Source organism: Azospirillum tabaci (assembly GCF_014596085.1).
GTDB lineage: Bacteria > Pseudomonadota > Alphaproteobacteria > Azospirillales > Azospirillaceae > Azospirillum > Azospirillum tabaci.
This window is the reverse complement of sequence record NZ_JACCJY010000006.1, coordinates 135,683-150,899: the sequence shown is the minus strand read 5'-3', so window position 1 is coordinate 150,899 and position 15,217 is coordinate 135,683. Positions and strand designations below refer to the sequence as shown.

General features: G+C 70.4%; 14 protein-coding genes. 10 read left to right on the top strand and 4 right to left on the bottom strand.

Annotated elements, in window-relative coordinates:
* Positions 1-158: 158 nt before the first annotated feature.
* Positions 159-1,049, bottom strand: a complete 891-nt coding sequence (locus H0B54_RS10130) for an SDR family oxidoreductase (protein ID WP_188260183.1) — start codon at positions 1,047-1,049, stop codon at positions 159-161.
* 52 nt (positions 1,050-1,101) lie between these two features.
* On the opposite strand from H0B54_RS10130, the gene H0B54_RS10125 reads away from it, so the two are divergent.
* From H0B54_RS10125 to H0B54_RS10110, 4 genes are all read left to right on the top strand, one after another.
* Positions 1,102-1,911: a tetratricopeptide repeat protein gene (locus H0B54_RS10125; protein WP_246472439.1), complete on the top strand. Its 810-nt coding sequence runs from the start codon at positions 1,102-1,104 to the stop codon at positions 1,909-1,911.
* A 146-nt stretch (positions 1,912-2,057) separates the two neighbouring features.
* Complete coding sequence (locus H0B54_RS10120) at positions 2,058-2,357, top strand: FeoA family protein (RefSeq protein ID WP_188260181.1); 300 nt, start codon at positions 2,058-2,060, stop codon at positions 2,355-2,357.
* A gap of 67 nt (positions 2,358-2,424) precedes the next feature.
* Positions 2,425-4,314 (top strand): ferrous iron transporter B, encoded by a 1,890-nt coding sequence (feoB, locus tag H0B54_RS10115; RefSeq protein ID WP_188260180.1) that lies wholly within the window; start codon positions 2,425-2,427, stop codon positions 4,312-4,314.
* Positions 4,315-4,334: 20 nt separating this feature from the next.
* Positions 4,335-4,517: a hypothetical protein gene (locus H0B54_RS10110; protein WP_094303392.1), complete on the top strand. Its 183-nt coding sequence runs from the start codon at positions 4,335-4,337 to the stop codon at positions 4,515-4,517.
* A 12-nt stretch (positions 4,518-4,529) separates the two neighbouring features.
* Here the strand turns inward: H0B54_RS10110 and H0B54_RS10105 are convergent, their stop codons facing one another.
* Entirely contained in the window at positions 4,530-6,167 is a 1,638-nt protein-coding gene (locus H0B54_RS10105) for a bifunctional diguanylate cyclase/phosphodiesterase (RefSeq protein WP_188260179.1), read from the bottom strand.
* A 317-nt stretch (positions 6,168-6,484) separates the two neighbouring features.
* Here H0B54_RS10105 and H0B54_RS10100 point away from each other — a divergent pair, with 317 nt between their 5' ends.
* The 3 genes from H0B54_RS10100 to H0B54_RS10090 all read left to right on the top strand — a co-directional run bounded on the left by H0B54_RS10100 (position 6,485) and on the right by H0B54_RS10090 (position 9,606).
* Positions 6,485-8,053, top strand: coding sequence for a glycosyltransferase (locus H0B54_RS10100; protein ID WP_188260178.1), 1,569 nt, complete (start codon positions 6,485-6,487; stop codon positions 8,051-8,053).
* Positions 8,054-8,148: 95 nt separating this feature from the next.
* Positions 8,149-8,409 (top strand): hypothetical protein, encoded by a 261-nt coding sequence (locus tag H0B54_RS10095; protein ID WP_188260246.1) that lies wholly within the window; start codon positions 8,149-8,151, stop codon positions 8,407-8,409.
* 372 nt (positions 8,410-8,781) lie between these two features.
* Positions 8,782-9,606 (top strand): alpha/beta fold hydrolase, encoded by an 825-nt coding sequence (locus H0B54_RS10090; RefSeq protein ID WP_188260177.1) that lies wholly within the window; start codon positions 8,782-8,784, stop codon positions 9,604-9,606.
* A gap of 11 nt (positions 9,607-9,617) precedes the next feature.
* Here H0B54_RS10090 and H0B54_RS10085 read toward each other — a convergent pair whose 3' ends face one another.
* On the bottom strand, positions 9,618-10,274 hold the full coding sequence (locus H0B54_RS10085; protein ID WP_188260176.1) for a response regulator transcription factor: 657 nt from the start codon (positions 10,272-10,274) through the stop codon (positions 9,618-9,620).
* Entirely contained in the window at positions 10,271-11,899 is a 1,629-nt protein-coding gene (locus H0B54_RS10080) for a sensor histidine kinase (protein WP_188260175.1), read from the bottom strand. Before H0B54_RS10080 ends, H0B54_RS10085 begins: the two co-directional genes overlap by 4 nt.
* A 242-nt stretch (positions 11,900-12,141) precedes the next feature.
* On the opposite strand from H0B54_RS10080, the gene H0B54_RS10075 reads away from it, so the two are divergent.
* From H0B54_RS10075 to H0B54_RS10065, 3 genes are all read left to right on the top strand, one after another.
* A complete protein-coding gene (locus tag H0B54_RS10075) occupies positions 12,142-12,813 on the top strand; it encodes a hydrolase (RefSeq protein WP_094303398.1) in 672 nt (223 codons plus the stop codon).
* A gap of 128 nt (positions 12,814-12,941) precedes the next feature.
* Positions 12,942-13,241: a XapX domain-containing protein gene (locus H0B54_RS10070; RefSeq protein ID WP_188260174.1), complete on the top strand. Its 300-nt coding sequence runs from the start codon at positions 12,942-12,944 to the stop codon at positions 13,239-13,241.
* Positions 13,238-15,208 carry an amidohydrolase gene (locus H0B54_RS10065; RefSeq protein WP_188260173.1) on the top strand — a complete coding sequence of 657 codons (1,971 nt, stop codon included), beginning with the start codon at positions 13,238-13,240 and terminating at the stop codon, positions 15,206-15,208. The genes H0B54_RS10070 and H0B54_RS10065 overlap by 4 nt, the downstream gene beginning before the upstream one ends.
* Positions 15,209-15,217 lie beyond the last annotated feature (9 nt).

Here is a 15,217-nt window from a genome sequence, read left to right as displayed (position 1 = left end):
TGATACCACAACGTCGGTTTTGCCGAACCAAATTCGTTCGGGGCGACAGGGCGGTCGCCGGAAAGGACGATTACGGCCCATCCGGAGGCCCGTGACGCCCCCGCGGGGTGCCGCCGTAGGGGGAATGCGGCCGGAACGAGAGGGCGTCGATTCGCGCCTCAGCGACTCCACCGTCCGCCTTCCGCCGCGAATTGCGCGTCCAGGCCGGCGCGGAAATCCGGGTACGTCAGATCCACGCCGAGCTGGCGCTTGATGCGGTCGTTCTTCACCCGCCGGCAGTCGGCGTAGAAGCTGGCGGCCATCGGCGACAGCCCGGCCTCCTCGAAGGGCACCAGCGGCGGCGGCTCGACCCCCAGCAGGCCGCAGGCGTAGCTCACCACCTCGTGGGAGGGGGAGGGCAAGTCGTCGGCGACGTTGTAGACCGCGCCCAGCGTCGGCTTGTCCATCGAGGCGCGCAGCGTCGCCGCGATGTCCTCCACATGGATGCGGCTGAACACCTGTCCGGGCTTGTCCACCCGCCGCGCGGTGCCGTCGCGCACGTTGTCCAGCGCGCTGCGCCCCGGCCCGTAGATGCCGGCCAACCGGAAGAGATGCATCGGCACGCCATACTGACGGTAGAGGTTCAGCCAGCCGCGCTCCGCCTCGACGCGGCGCTTCTGCCGCTCGCCGGTCGGGCGCAGCCACGCCGCCTCGCCCACCCATTCGCCCTTGGTGTCGCCGTAGACCCCGGTGGTGGAGAGGTAGCCGGCCCAGTCGAGCGTCCGCAGGTCCGCCAGATCCATGGCGTGCTGGTCGAACACCGGGTCGCCCCGCTCGTCGGGCGGGACGCTGACCAGCAGATGGGTGGTGCCGGCCAGCGCGGCGCGGGCGTCGTCCAGCGGGCGGCCCCGGTCGAACAGGAAGGCCTCGATGCCCTGCGCCTCCAGGGTGGCGCGCTTGTCCTCGCTGCGGCAGGTGGCGGCGATCCGCCAACCCTCGGCCTTCAGCCGGTCGGCGAACACGCGGGCGGTGAAGCCCAGGCCGAAGACGAACAGACGGGGTGAAGCCATGTCTTGCGGGGTCCTTGCGTCGGAAGCGGCAATGACGGAGTGTAAGGCCGCCATGAACCGACGCAACGCTTACCTCATCACGGCCGCGCTGGCGCTCCTGTCTGTCAGCCCAGCCTTCTCCGCTCCCGCCGTCGATCACAACCGGGAGTTCCAGGCCTGCCTGACGCTCGCCGAAAAGCGCCCGGCCGAGGCGCTGGAGAGCGCGCAGACCTGGCTGAACCGCGGCGGCGGCGACCATGCCCGGCTGTGCCAGGCGCTGGCGCTGTTCCACAAGGGCGACTTCACCACCGCCGGGGCACGGCTGGAGGAGCTGGCCCCGGTGCTTGGCAAGGACGACCCGAAGGCCGGGGCCTCGATCCTCGGGCGGGCCGGCTGGGCGTGGCTGCGCGCCGGTGACAATGTGCGGGCGGAGCGGGCCTACAGCCGGGCGTTGGCGCTCCAGCCGGACGACGTGGACCTGCTGATCGACCGCGCCATCGCGCGGGCCGAGACGGAGCGCTTCTGGGACGCCGTGGCCGACCTGGACGCGGCGCTGGCGAAGGACCCGCGGCGGCCCGAGGCCTATCTCTACCGCGCCGCCGCCCACAAGGCGCTGGCCAACGACCGGCAGGCCATGGCCGACATCGACCGCGCGCTGGAACTGCGCCCCGGCGACCCCGACGCCCTGCTGCTGCGCGCCAACATCAAGGCGCAGGCCGGCAATCTGCCGGGCGCGCGGGAGGATTGGAGCCAGATCGTCCGCAACGCGCCGAACAGCGCGGCGGCGAAGACGGCGCAGGCTAACCTCGACCGCTCCGCCAAGGCGCCGGCTCCCGCCGCCAAAGGCGACGCGAAGGGCGCGGCGGCCCCCGCAAAGCCCTAATCACGGCGGGGTCGTTGCGCTCATTTTACAAGGCTCCTGCGACATTTGGCCGGCTGGACGGATGCGAACGCTTCGCAGGATCATTCGCGGCGAAGAGGGGCGGACAGGAACGCGCCCCCCACCTCCCGGTGCGATCAGGTGCAGCCATGAGCGGTCATCCCACCCCCGAAACGGGCCAGTCCCACGGCGGACGGCATTTGGGCGAGTTGAAGAAGGGCGAGCGCGCCCGCGTGACCGGCGTCGATGAGCGGGGGGTAGTCACCACCCTCCCCGAAGGGGAGCTGGAGCGGCGCATGATCGAGATGGGGCTGGTCGAAGGCTCCCACGTCGAGGTCCTGCACGAAGCCTTTCCGGGCCGTGACCCCATCGCCATCCGCGTGAACGAGCACACGCTGGCGCTCCGCCGCGCCGAGGCGCGCGCCGTGCTGGTGGCGCCCGCCGCCTGACGCCCGCCTTCTGACCCGCGGCGCCGCCACCCTCCTTCAAAGCGACCTCCTGCAAGGACATCCGGCCATGTCGGTCCTGGACTCCGCCCTGCCGCCGCGCATCGCGCTGGTCGGCAACCCGAACTGCGGCAAGACCGCCCTGTTCAACGCGCTTACCGGTTCCCGCCAGAAGGTGGCGAACTATCCCGGCGTCACCGTGGAACGGAAGATCGGGCATTTCGTCAGCCCGCTCGGCCGCCGCGTTCAGGTGATCGACCTGCCGGGCACCTACAGCCTGCGCGCCCGATCCCCCGACGAGGAGGTGACGCGCGACGTCGTGCTGGGCCGCTTCTCGCACGAGGACAGCCCCGACCTGCTGGTCTGCGTCGCCGACGCCACCAACCTGCGCCTGAACCTGCGGCTGGTGGTGGAGTTGAAGCGGCTGGGCCGCCCGATCATTCTGGCGCTGAACATGATGGACGCGGCGGAGAAGCGCGGCTGCCGCATCGACGCGGCGGCTCTGTCCGCCGCGCTCGGCGTGCCGGTGGTGCCGACCGTCGCCATCCGCCGCGGCGGCGTCCAGCCGCTGCTGGAGCAGATCGACGGGGCCATGGCCATGGCGGCCGATGCGGCGGAGAACCCGGCACCCTGCGGCTGGAGCGAGCCCTCCTCGCGCGACCTGCGGGCCTATCACCAGGAGGTCGAAGGGCTGCTGGCCGGCTGCGTGGCCGACGCCGGCCTGCCGCCGCTGGCGACCCGGCGGGTGGACGCCGTGCTGCTGCACCCGGTGTTCGGGCTGGCTTTCCTGTTCCTCGTGCTGTTCCTGATGTTCCAGGCGGTGTTCGCCTGGGCCGAGGCGCCGATGAACCTGATCGACGGCGCGGTCAGCGGGCTCAAGGACTGGGTGGCCGCCACCCTGCCGGACGGCGCGTTGCGCAGCCTGCTGACCGACGGGATCATCGCCGGGGTGGGCAGCGTGGTCATCTTCCTGCCGCAGATCCTCGTGCTGTTCTTCTTCATCCTGGTGCTGGAGGCGACCGGCTATCTCGCCCGCGCCGCCTTCCTGCTGGACCGGCTGATGGGCGGGGTGGGGCTGCACGGGCGTGCCTTCATCCCGCTGCTGTCCAGCTTCGCCTGCGCGGTGCCCGGCGTCATGGCGGCGCGCACCATCGAGAACCGCGCCGACCGGCTGGCGACCATCATGATCGCCCCGCTGATGACCTGCTCGGCCCGGCTGCCGGTCTACACGCTGCTGATCGCGGCCTTCGTGCCGGACCGTCCGCTGCTGGGCGGGCTGGTCGGGCTGCCGGGGCTGGTGATGTTCGCGCTCTACGCCGCCGGCATCCTGTCGGCGCTGGCCGTCGCCTTCGTGCTGAAGGGCACGGTGTTCAAGGGCGCCCGTGAGCCGCTGCTGATGGAGCTTCCCGCCTACCGCCTGCCCAACCCGCGCGACATCGCGCTGGGCCTGTTCGAGCGGGCCAAGGTCTTCCTGGCGCGCGCCGGCACGACGATCTTCGCGCTGATGATCGTCATGTGGTTCCTGGCGAGCTTCCCAGGCGCGCCGGAGGGGGCGACCGAGCCGGCCATCCAGTATTCCATCGCCGGCATGATCGGCCACGCGCTGGAACCGCTGCTGGCGCCCATCGGCTTCACTTGGCAGATCGCCGTGGCGTTGGTGCCGGGCATCGCGGCGCGCGAGGTGGCGGTCGGCGTGCTGGGCACCATCTACGCACTGAGCGACAGCGGCGACGCGCTGCAATCCTCGCTGGCCGGGGCGCTGGCCGCTTCCTGGAGCCTGCCGACCGCCCTGTCGCTGCTCGCCTGGTACGTCTTCGCCCCGCAGTGCGTCGCCACCCTGTCGGTGGTGAAGCGGGAGACCAACGGCTGGCTCTGGCCGGCGGTGATGTTCATCTACATGATCACGCTGGCCTACGGGGCGAGCTTCGTCACCTACCGCGTCGCCTCGGCGCTGCTGTGAGGGAAGGGGAGGGCACGGCCATGTGGCAGGATCTGCTGGTCGCGGTGGTGGTGGCTCTGGCCGCGGCGTGGACGGTGTGGCGCCTGATCCTTCCGGCCGGGCTGCGCGCCCGCCTGCTGGGCCGGGCCGCGCCGAAGGGGCCCGGCTGCGGTGGGGGGTGCAAGGGCTGCGCCCCCTCCGGCGATGGCTCGGGCTGTCACTGAGCGGGCAGGGCCTTACAGGGCGGCAGCGCGGGCGACGCCCTTCTTCACCGCGTACATGGCCTGGTCGGCGTGTGCGATGAGCTGCTGGGAATCCCGCCCGTCCTGCGGGTAGACCGCGACGCCGATGGACAGGGCGAGCGACAGACGGAGGCCATCGATCAGGATGGGCTCCTCCAGCGCCGCCCGGCACTTGTCGGCGACGGTTTCCGCCCCGGCGCTGGTCACCTCCACCTCCAGGACGATGGCGAACTCGTCGCCGCCGATGCGGGCGATCAGGTCGGACTTGCGCAGCAGGCCGGACAGGCGGCGCGCCACCACGCGCAGCACCTCGTCTCCCCGGCTGTGGCCGTGGGTGTCGTTGATCGGCTTGAAGCCGTCCAAATCGATGTAGAGCAACGCGAACAGGGTGCCGCCGCGTTCCGCCCGGTCGATGGCCTGTTGCAGCCGTTGGTGGAACATGGCGCGGTTCGGCAGGCCGGTCAGAGCGTCGTGGTGGGCCATGTGGGCCATCCGCGCCTCGCTCGCCCGCAGGGCCGCCTCCTGCTCCCGCAGCTTGCCCAGCAGATAGTTGAAGCCTTGCGCCAACTCCCCGACCTCGTCCATGCGGTGGACCGGCAGGGGCGACAGTTCGACATGCCCGTCGGCCATCTGGTGCATCCGCCGCGCCGCCTCGGTCAGCGGGCGGAAGAAGCGGCGCATGCCGATGAACAGAACGGTCGCGGCGAAGGCGGCGATCATCAGGCTGTTGGTGGCGATGAAGGTCTGCAGGTCCCGCACCCCCTCGAACGCCTCCGCCGTGGGCAGCCGGGCGACCAGGAACCAGCCCGTCGTCGGGACGGCCGCGATGGCGGACAACTCCTCCACCCCCGCGGCGTTGACGGTGATGCCGGTGCCGCGGTAACCGGCCATGGCCCGGTCGTGCAGCGGATTCACCCCCTCCGGCGGGGTCGCGGTCAGGATCATCTCGTGATCGCTGGCCGATACGAACAGCTTGTCGCGGGGGGAAATCAGCAGGAAACCTCCGCTGCGCCCGATGCGGTTTCCCTGGACCAGATTGAGGAAGCCGGGCGACGACAGGGCGGTGGCCCCGGCCAGGACCGCGACCGGGCCTCCGGCGGCATCGGTGACCGCCGTCGCCATGACCACCATCGGCTCTCCGTCGATGGGGGAGCGGGCGGGCCGCCCGATCACCGGCTCGCGGGAAGCCAGCGCCGCCTGAAACCAGTCGCGATCCGAAACGTCGAAATCCGGCGACCGGTGGCGCTCCGGATAATCCGCGACGACTCCCTGGCCATCCGGCCGGACGACCATCAGCCCGCGCGAGAACAAAGGCGCGATCTCGTGATGCGTCTTCAGCCAATCGCGCAGGGTCGCGGGATCGTCGAGGGCCGGCAATGACAGGCTTCCGGCGGCGCGGCGCAGAAGATCGAGCCGTGCCTTGATCTTCTCGTCGATGTCGTGGGCGACGTAGGAGGCGGTCGATTGCTGCTGGGACGAGGTGAGGTTGTTGATCTTGTCCTCCAAGAAAGAGGACAGCACCCAGATGCGCGCGCAGGCGCCGACCAAGACCAAAGCCAGTCCAAACAGCATAAGACGAACGATGATGCTGCGGCACTGCCGGCGCAGTCCATCGGCCGCGGCGATGAGCATCCGCAAGCTCTACTCCTCCAAGAAACCGTCTGCTTATTTCCCAGATGGATAGGCTCAGTGCCCACCGTCGGCCAAAGATAAACGAAGCCGGTCCCGCCCGGAAGACGCAAAGGATGCGAAATCCCCATCAAAAGCACCGGAACTGATTGAAAAAACGAAATATTTCCACCGAGGGGCGAAGAATCCCCGCGACGGCTCGCGTCTCCTCCGCGTTGGTGATAACAAAGCGCGCGGCTGGACGATGCGTTGCGCCGCGCCGATGGCCGGCTGTCCACCCTCCCGCCCCATTCGTTCCCTTTCCGATCCGGAGCGCCGACATGCCGAACGACTCCAGCCGACCCTCCGATCTCCTTGCCTCGGTTGCGGCGCGCCTGCGCGGACCCGCGGGAACGGGAGAGGATCTGAAGGCCATCGCCGACGCCTGCGAGGAGGCGCGGGCCGCGGGGCTGGGCGCCGATCCGGCGCTGATGGCCGGTCTGGAAACCGCGGTCGCGGACGCCGACCCGATCCTTCGGGAATCCGCTCTGGGCCACATCTCCGGCGATCTGCGGCGCTTTGCCCGCATCCTGGACATGGTGGGGAACGTGCTGGACCTGGCGCCGCTGGATGGCATCAACCAGATCTACTGGTCCATGCAGCGCCAGCTGTTCCTGAGCCGCATGGACGCGGCGAGCATGCCCGACTTCTTCACGGCCCGCCTCTTTCCCTTCTATGAACGCTTCCTGGGCGAACTGGCACGGCGCCTGGATCTGCGCCCAGCCCCGCGGCCCGCCGGAGCGTCGGGCACGGGGCGGGTGGTGATGGTCACCAACCAATTGTTGTCGGCCTACCACCAGCCATCCCGCGACCTGCTGCGGCAGGCGGCGCTGCTGCAGGGCGCCGCCGGGCGGGAGGTGCTGATCCTCAACACCAACATGATGCCGGACCGCTACCACAGCCCCTTCGTGCCGCCCTTCGCCGCGGCCATCGAGGCGCAGTTGGACGGCGAGCAGTTCATCACCTTCGAGGACCAACGCTTCCGCCTCATCTCCTCGGTCGAACCGGGCCTGACGGCGGGCAAGCTCAAGGGGTTCCTGGCGGCGGTCGAGGCGTTCGACCCGGACGTGGTGATCGGCTTCGGCGGTTCGGTGCTGCTGGCCGACCTGCTGGGGGCGGTGCGCCCGCTGCTGTGCATTCCGACAACCACTGGCACGCCCGTCTCCCTGGCCGACATCACGCTGGACTTCGGCGGCACCGCCCCGCCGCCGGAAGGGGGACGCTTCGCCCGCGCGTGGCGGCCGTTCCGCCTGGGGCTGTCGCTGCGTCCGGACGACGGCGCGTCCCCCGCCGGACGCGCGGATTTCGGCATTCCCGAGGATGCCTTCCCCTGCGTGGTGATCGGCAACCGTCTGGACGCGGAGGTGGGGGCGGATTTCCTCTCCCTCCTGGAACGGCTTCTCGACGCGATCCCGCGCGCCGTCGTGCTCTTCGCCGGGGACGCCGGGGCGCTGCCCGGACGGGTCGCCGCCTCCCGCCACGCCGGGCGGCTGCGTTGTCTGGGCTGGGTGGAGCGGATCGGCGGGCTGCTGGGGTTGTGCGGCCTCTGCCTGAACCCGCGCCGCACCGGCGGCGGGGCGAGCGCGGCGCAGGCGCTGGCCGCGGGCGTGCCGATCCTGACCTTTTCCGGTGGTGACGTGGCGAGCGTCGCCGGGCCGGATTTCCTGGTGGCGGACGAGAACGCCTTCGTCGCGCGCGCCGCGGCGCTGGCGGCCTCTCCGGAGCGGTTGGAGCAAGCCCGCGCCGCCGCCCGCGCCCGCTTCGCGGCGGTCCAGGGGGAGGGTGGGGACGCCACCCGTCTCGCCGCCCTGCTGGACGAAGCCGTGGCTCTGCATCGTCAGAGGGCGTAAGGGGGGTGGCGATGCGCGCGCTTCTCCGCGGGCAGGGAATGTCGGGCATTCTCTGATCCATCCACCCCGCCCTGATCGCGCTGGGCCATGACTCGGTGCTGGCGCTTCCCGACATCTCGCAGGAGGTGATCGACCGGCCCATCGACGCCATCCTCGCGCTGAACCTGTTCGAGATCCCGCGCGACACGGTGGAGATGCTGGCGGCCTATGTGGCGTCCGTCGGAACGCACCCGGTGTCCCCGCAACCGCGCATCCATTATCACGAGGCCGCGGCCTTCCTGGATTCCGGAAGCCTCGCCATTTCGGAAGCCTCGCCCACGACACGGCCATCTTTCCGCGCACCCTGGAGATTCTGAAGCGCGACGGCCCGCTGTTCGGCTCCGTCGAGGCCGATCTGACCTTCGGCGACGGGGAGGAGGCCATGCGGGGGTTAGCGGCGCTGCGGGACGATCCGGATCGCCGGGAGCGGGCTGCGGACCGCCGCCCATCGGGATTGGGCGTTCGACCGGCTGTCTCTGGAACGCATTTTTCCCGACGTGCTGGCGGGTGAATGCCCAGCCTCATCCCATACACAGCACCAGCCCACCGATACCTCCGTATAGTATCCAGGCCGGCCCGCCTCCGGCACTGTTGTGGCGAAGTCGAATTCCGCGACGCCCAGGGAAAGGCCGGTGTCGGCCTTCCCCTCGCGCCGTGGACCGTTCGCGCGTCCAAAAAAGGAGGGGGTTTTGAGCACGATTTCCACCAAGGACGGCACCCGCATCTTCTACAAGGATTGGGGCAGCGGACAGCCGGTGGTCTTCTCGCACGGATGGCCGCTCAGCGCCGACGCCTGGGACGGGCAGATGCTGTTCTTCGGCCAGCAGGGCTACCGGGTCATCGCGCACGACCGGCGCAGCCATGGCCGGTCCGACCAGACCTGGACCGGCAACCACATGGACCAATACGCCGACGATCTGGCCGAGCTGCTCGACGCGCTGGACGTGCGCGACGCGGTGATGATCGGCCATTCCACGGGCGGCGGCGAGGTCGCCCGTTACATCGGGCGCCACGGCACCGGGCGCGTCGCCAAGGCCGTGCTGGTCGGGGCGGTGCCGCCGATCATGCTCAAGACCGCCGCCAACCCCGGCGGCCTGCCGATGGAGGTCTTCGACGGCATCCGCAAGGGCACCTACGACGACCGGTCGCAGTTCTTCCTGGACCTGACCATGCCCTTCTACGGCTTCAACCGCGACGGGGCGAAGGTGTCGGAGGGGCTGCGGCAATCCTTCTGGCTTCAGGGCATGATGGCCGGGATCAAGGGCGCCTACGACTGCATCCAGCAATTCTCGGAAACCGACTTCACCGAGGATCTGCGGAAGATGACGGTTCCGACGCTGCTCATCCACGGCGACGACGACCAGATCGTGCCCATCGACGCGGCGGCCCGCCGCGCCGTCGAGATCGCGCCGCAGGCGACGCTGACGGTCTACGAGGGGGCACCGCACGGCCTGACGGCCACCCACCAGGACCGCTTCAACGCCGACGTGCTGGCCTTCATCAAGGGGGCGTGAGCCGGAGCCGGTCAGGCGTCGCCGGCGAGGGTCACCTTGTCGGCGATGCGGACCAGATCGGGCAGGGACCGCGCCTGCATCTTGCGCATCACGTTGGCGCGGTGGACCTTCACGGTGATCTCGCTGAGCTGCAGCTCGGCGGCGATCTGCTTGTTGAGCTGCCCGGCGGCGACGAGCCGCATCACCTCCCGCTCGCGCGGGGTCAGGCTGCGGAACCGCTCGCGCAGGTCGCACAGCGCGTCCAGGGCGCGGCGGCGGTCGCGGTCGCGCTCGATGCCGGTGTGGACGGCGTCGATCAGATCCTGATCACGGAAGGGCTTGGCCAGGAACTCGACGGCGCCGGCCTTCATCGCCGTCACCGACATGGGAATGTCGCCGTGACCGGTGATGAAGACGACCGGCAGATGGATGTCCGCCCCGGTCAGCTCGCGCTGGAACTCCAGCCCGCTCTGGCCGGGCAGCCGGACGTCCAGCACGAGGCAGCCCGGCGCGTCGGGCAAGCGCTGCTGGAGGAACTCCTGCGCCGAGGCGAAGGGCAGGGCGGTCAGTCCGACGGAGCGCAGCAGGCTGCCCAGCGATTCCCGGATGGACGGATCGTCGTCGATGATGGCGACGAAGGGCGTTTCCGCGGCCATGGCGGACCGCTCGGACATGGACCGGTCGGTCATGGTGTCCGCTCCAGCGCCGCCCCGGCCTCCGGCCGCTCCGGCTCGTCGTCGGCGGGCAGGGTGAAGCGGAAGACGGCGCCATGGGGCTGGTTGGCGGCCACCCACAGCCGGCCGCCATGGGCCTCCACGATCGACTGGCAGATGGTCAGCCCCATGCCAATGCCATGCTCCTTGGTGGTGAAGAAGGGTTCGAACAGCCGCTCCTCCTGGTCCGGTTGCAGGCCGGTGCCGGTGTCCTCCACCGACACGATGACGTCCGCGAGCCCGCGGCGGCGCGAGCGGATGCTCAGCACGCGCGGCCGGTCGGTGACCGAGGCCATGGCGTCGTCGGCGTTGGCGATCAGATTCAGCAGAACCTGTTCGAGCTGCACGGCGCTGCCGTTGACCGGCGGCAGGCGCTGCTGAAGGTCGGTGCGCACGGCGATGCGGTTCAGGCGCCGTTCGCCCTCCGTGCGGTCCAGCGCGCTCCGGATCACGCCGTTGATGTCCAGCCGGCTGCGCTGGGGCGGTGCCTTGCGGAAGGAGTCGCGGATGCAGGCGATCACCCGCGCGGCGCGGTGCCCGTCGTCGGAAATCCGTTTCAGCGCCGCCCGCACCTCCACCAGATTGGGCGACGGTCGGTCGAGCCAGCGCAGCCCGGCGCCCGCGTTGGTGACCATGCTCGCCAGCGGCTGGTTGACCTCGTGCGCGATGGAGGCGGAGAGCGCTTCCAGGCTGGCCAGACGCGCGTCGCGCACCCGCCGCTCCGCCGCCACCGAGCGGACCAGCCGGCCGTAAAGCGTCGTCATCTCGGCCAGCAGGACCAAGAGGACGATGCTGGAGGCGGCGAGCCCGAACACCCGCCCCGACCACCAGCCGGCGCTGAAGCGCCCGCCGCTGATGAAGCTCAGCAGGCAGGTCTCGATGGCCCAGGCGGCCAGCACGACCATCAGCCAGAGGTCCAGGACGGAGCGCCGCTGCCGCCACAGGGCGGCCAGCGCTGCGGCGCAGAGCGCCAGCGCCGTCACCGGCACGACCCGCCACAGCGGCGTTTCCCGCATGGTGTCGACCATCAGCCGCGGCAGAAGGGCGTCGTCGGCCAGCGCGAAGGCGGTGAGGCCCCCGGCCAGGGTCGCCGCCAGCGCCATGCCGCCGGCGATGGCGGGCAGGGCCGGGCGGTGCGCCTCGCGCGGGCCGGCCTCCATGGTTTTCAGCAGCGCGTAGGCCAGGATGAACAGCGGCAGGCCGAGACGGCGTCCGGCGGCCACGATGGCCGTGCTCTGCAGGCCTGCGCCGAGCAGCCCGGTCGGCGCGAAGACCCCGGGGAAGGTCAGCGCCCAGGGAACGATCAGCAGCGCCGTCGTCAGGTAGCCCACGGCCAGCGCCAGCAGGGCCGGCGTGCGCTGCGTTGCGTAGAGCGCGAACAGCAGCACGGCGGTCATCAACTCGGTCAGCAGGACCGCGGTGGCGTAGGCGGGCAGCAGGACCGCCGTCCCGCTCGGCGTCAGGCGGGCGAAGGGGGCGGCCAACGCCAGGGCAACCAGAAGCCCGGCCACCGTGCCGATGGCCAGCCGCGTCTGCCCCGCCCGCGGAGGCAGGGTCGCCAGAAGAAACCGCTGGTCTCCGGGGTCATCGCTCGTGCGCATCACCCTCGCTCGCCCGCCCGTCGGGTCACGTCACGTCTTCCCTCAACCCTGTCCCTTTACCCTGACCGGCACCGGCGGCGAGCGGCGCCTTGGCCTGATATACCAAGGTATAGGGCCCGCAAACGCAAGTTCAATGTCGCCGTCCTCCGTCCCTGGCCGATGCTTCGACCCACCGCCGGCCCACAGACATCGCCGCAGGATTCGCCTGGGGCACCGGCGTCAAGAACAACGGGGATAGAGACATGACCATCACCGCCACCGCGACTCCTGGCAAGCTGCTTGTATCGCCGAAGGACCATGCGCTGATCATGATCGATCATCAGTCGCAGATGGCCTTCGCGACCCACTCGATCGACGCCACGACGCTGCGCACCAACACCGCGCTGGTCGCCCACGCCGCGGCCGGCTTCGGCGTCTCGACGATCCTGACCACGGTTGCGGAGAAGAGCTTCTCCGGTCCGATCTTCTCCGAGATCACCGAAGCCTTCCCGGGGGCGGAGGTCACCGACCGCACCTCCATGAACACCTGGGAGGACGCCAACGTCATCAAGCGGGTGAACGGCCTGGGCAAGACCCGGCTGGTCTTCTGCGGCCTGTGGACCTCGGTCTGCATCGTCGGCCCGACCCTGTCGGCGCTGGACCAGGGTTTCGAGGTCTACGTCATCGCCGACGCCTGCGGCGACGTCTCGGTCGAGGCGCATCAGCGCGCCATGGACCGCATGGTCCAGGCCGGCGTGCGTCCGATGACCTCGCTCCAGTACATGCTGGAACTGCAGCGCGACTGGGCGCGCACCGAGACCTACGAGCTGACCACCGGCATCGCGAAGAAGTACGGCGGCGCCTATGGCCTGGGCATCATCTACGCCAAGACGATGTTCGGCGCGTCGGAAGGCGGCCACAGCGCCGCCGCCTGATCCGCAACGCTTGGTTTGCGGCACTTGCTTTGCGGCGCCTGATGCCCTGCGCCGCGGCGGACCGGTCCCGACCCTCCCCGGGGCCGGTCCGCCTCTTCCCGCCCATCCGGACGAAGAACAGGCACGCCATGATGCCCTATCTGCTTTCCCTCGGCGCCGGCATCCTGGTCGGCGTCCTCTACGCGTTGCTCGGTGTCCGCTCCCCCGCGCCGCCCACCATCGCCTTGATCGGCCTGCTCGGCATGCTGGTCGGCGAGCAGGCCGTGCCGGTGGTTAAGCGGCTGATCGCCGGGCAGCCGGTGCTGGCCTTCATCCAGAACGACTGCGCCCGCCACATCCTGGGACCGCAGGCGGGCAATGCCGCCGCTCCCGATGCCGCGAACCCGCCGGCCCCGGCCGCGGACGCGCCCCCGCGGGGTCGGGCATGACCGGCCGGACCGGGATCGGTCGCCCCGGGATCGGTCGCCGCAGCGCCATCGCCGGAAGCGCCGCCGCCACTCTGCTCGCCTCGCCCCTGCTCACCCGCCTTGGGAATGCCGCCATGCCGTCTTCCGACCTTCTGATCGTCAACGCCCGCATCACGACGCTCGACCGCGCCAACCCGCAGGCCGACGCCGTGGCGATCCGCGACGGGCGCTTCCTCGCCGTGGGGCGGGAGGCCGAGGTGCGCGCCGCCGCCGCTCCCGACGCCACGGTGATCGACGCCAAGGGACGCCGCCTGATCCCTGGCCTGATCGACAGCCACATCCACGTCATCCGCGGCGGCCTGAACTACAACATGGAGCTGCGCTGGGACGGCGTGCCGACGCTGGCCGACGCCATGGCGATGCTGCGCGCCCAGGTGGCCCGCACCCCCGCCCCGCAATGGGTGCGCGTCGTCGGCGGCTTCACCGAGCACCAGTTCGCCGAGAAGCGCCTGCCGACGCTGGAGGAACTGAACGCGGCCGCCCCCGACACGCCGGTCTTCATCCTGCACCTCTACGACCGCGCGCTTCTGAACGCCGCGGCGCTGCGCGCGGTGGGCTACGGCAAGGACACGCCCAACCCGCCGGGCGGCGAGATCCAGCGCGACACCGCGGGCAACCCGACCGGCCTGCTGCTCGCCCTGCCCAACGCGATGATCCTGTATTCCACCCTCGCCAAGGGGCCGAAGCTGCCGGAGGAGTATCAGGTCAACTCCACCCGCCATTTCATGCGGGAGCTGAACGGGCTGGGCGTCACCAGCGTGATCGACGCCGGCGGCGGCTTCCAGAACTACCCCGACGATTACGCGATCATCGAGAAGCTGCACGCCGACGGCGAGATGACGCTGCGCATCGCCTACAACCTGTTCACCCAGAAGCCGAAGGAGGAGTTGAAGGACTTCGCCACCTGGTCGGACAGGGTCAAGCCGGGTGACGGCGACGACCGCTACCGGCTGAACGGGGCGGGGGAGATGCTGGTCTATTCCGCCGCCGACTTCGAGGACTTCCGCGTCGCCCGGCCCGAGATGCCGCCCAACATGGAAACGGACCTGGAGCCGGTGGTCCGCCTGCTCGCCGAGCGGCGCTGGCCGTGGCGGCTGCACGCCACCTACGACGAGACCATCGGCCGGGCGCTCGACGTCTTCGAGAAGGTCAACCGCGACATCCCGCTGCAAGGGCTGAACTGGTTCTTCGACCACGCCGAGACGATCAGCGAGCGCAACATCGACCGCATCGCGGCGCTCGGCGGCGGCATCGCCGTGCAGCACCGCATGGCCTATCAGGGCGAGTATTTCGTGGAGCGCTACGGCGCCAAGGCCGCCGAGGCCACGCCGCCCATCGCCAGGATGATGGCCGCCGGAGTGCCGGTGGGCGCCGGGACGGACGCCACCCGTGTGGCGAGCTACAACCCCTGGGTCTCGCTGTCCTGGCTGGTCACCGGCAAGACGGTGGGCGGGCTGTCGCTCTACCCGATGGCCAACCGCCTGGACCGCGAGACGGCGCTGCGCCTGTGGACGGAGGCCAACACCTGGTTCTCCAACGAGCAGGGCAAGAAGGGCCGGATCGAGGCCGGGCAGCTCGCCGACGCGGCGCTGCTCAGTGACGACTACATGGCCGTGCCGGAGGACCGCATTCCCCACATCCGGTCGGTCTTGACCCTGCTGGGCGGCACCGTGGTGCATGGCGAGGGCGATTACGACAAACTCGCCCCGCCGCTGCCCAAGCCGATGCCCGACTGGTCGCCGGTCGCCACGGTCGGCGGCTATTACCGCGATCCCAAGACGGTGCAGAAGCAGGCCGCGGAGTGCGGTTGCCATTCCGGCTGCGCCGTGCACGGCCACGACCACGCGGCGGCGCTGGGAGCCGACGTGCCCTCGGCGGACGCGCGCAGCTTCTGGGGCGTGTTCGGCTGCGGCTGCTGGGCGGTGTGAGGGAGAGCG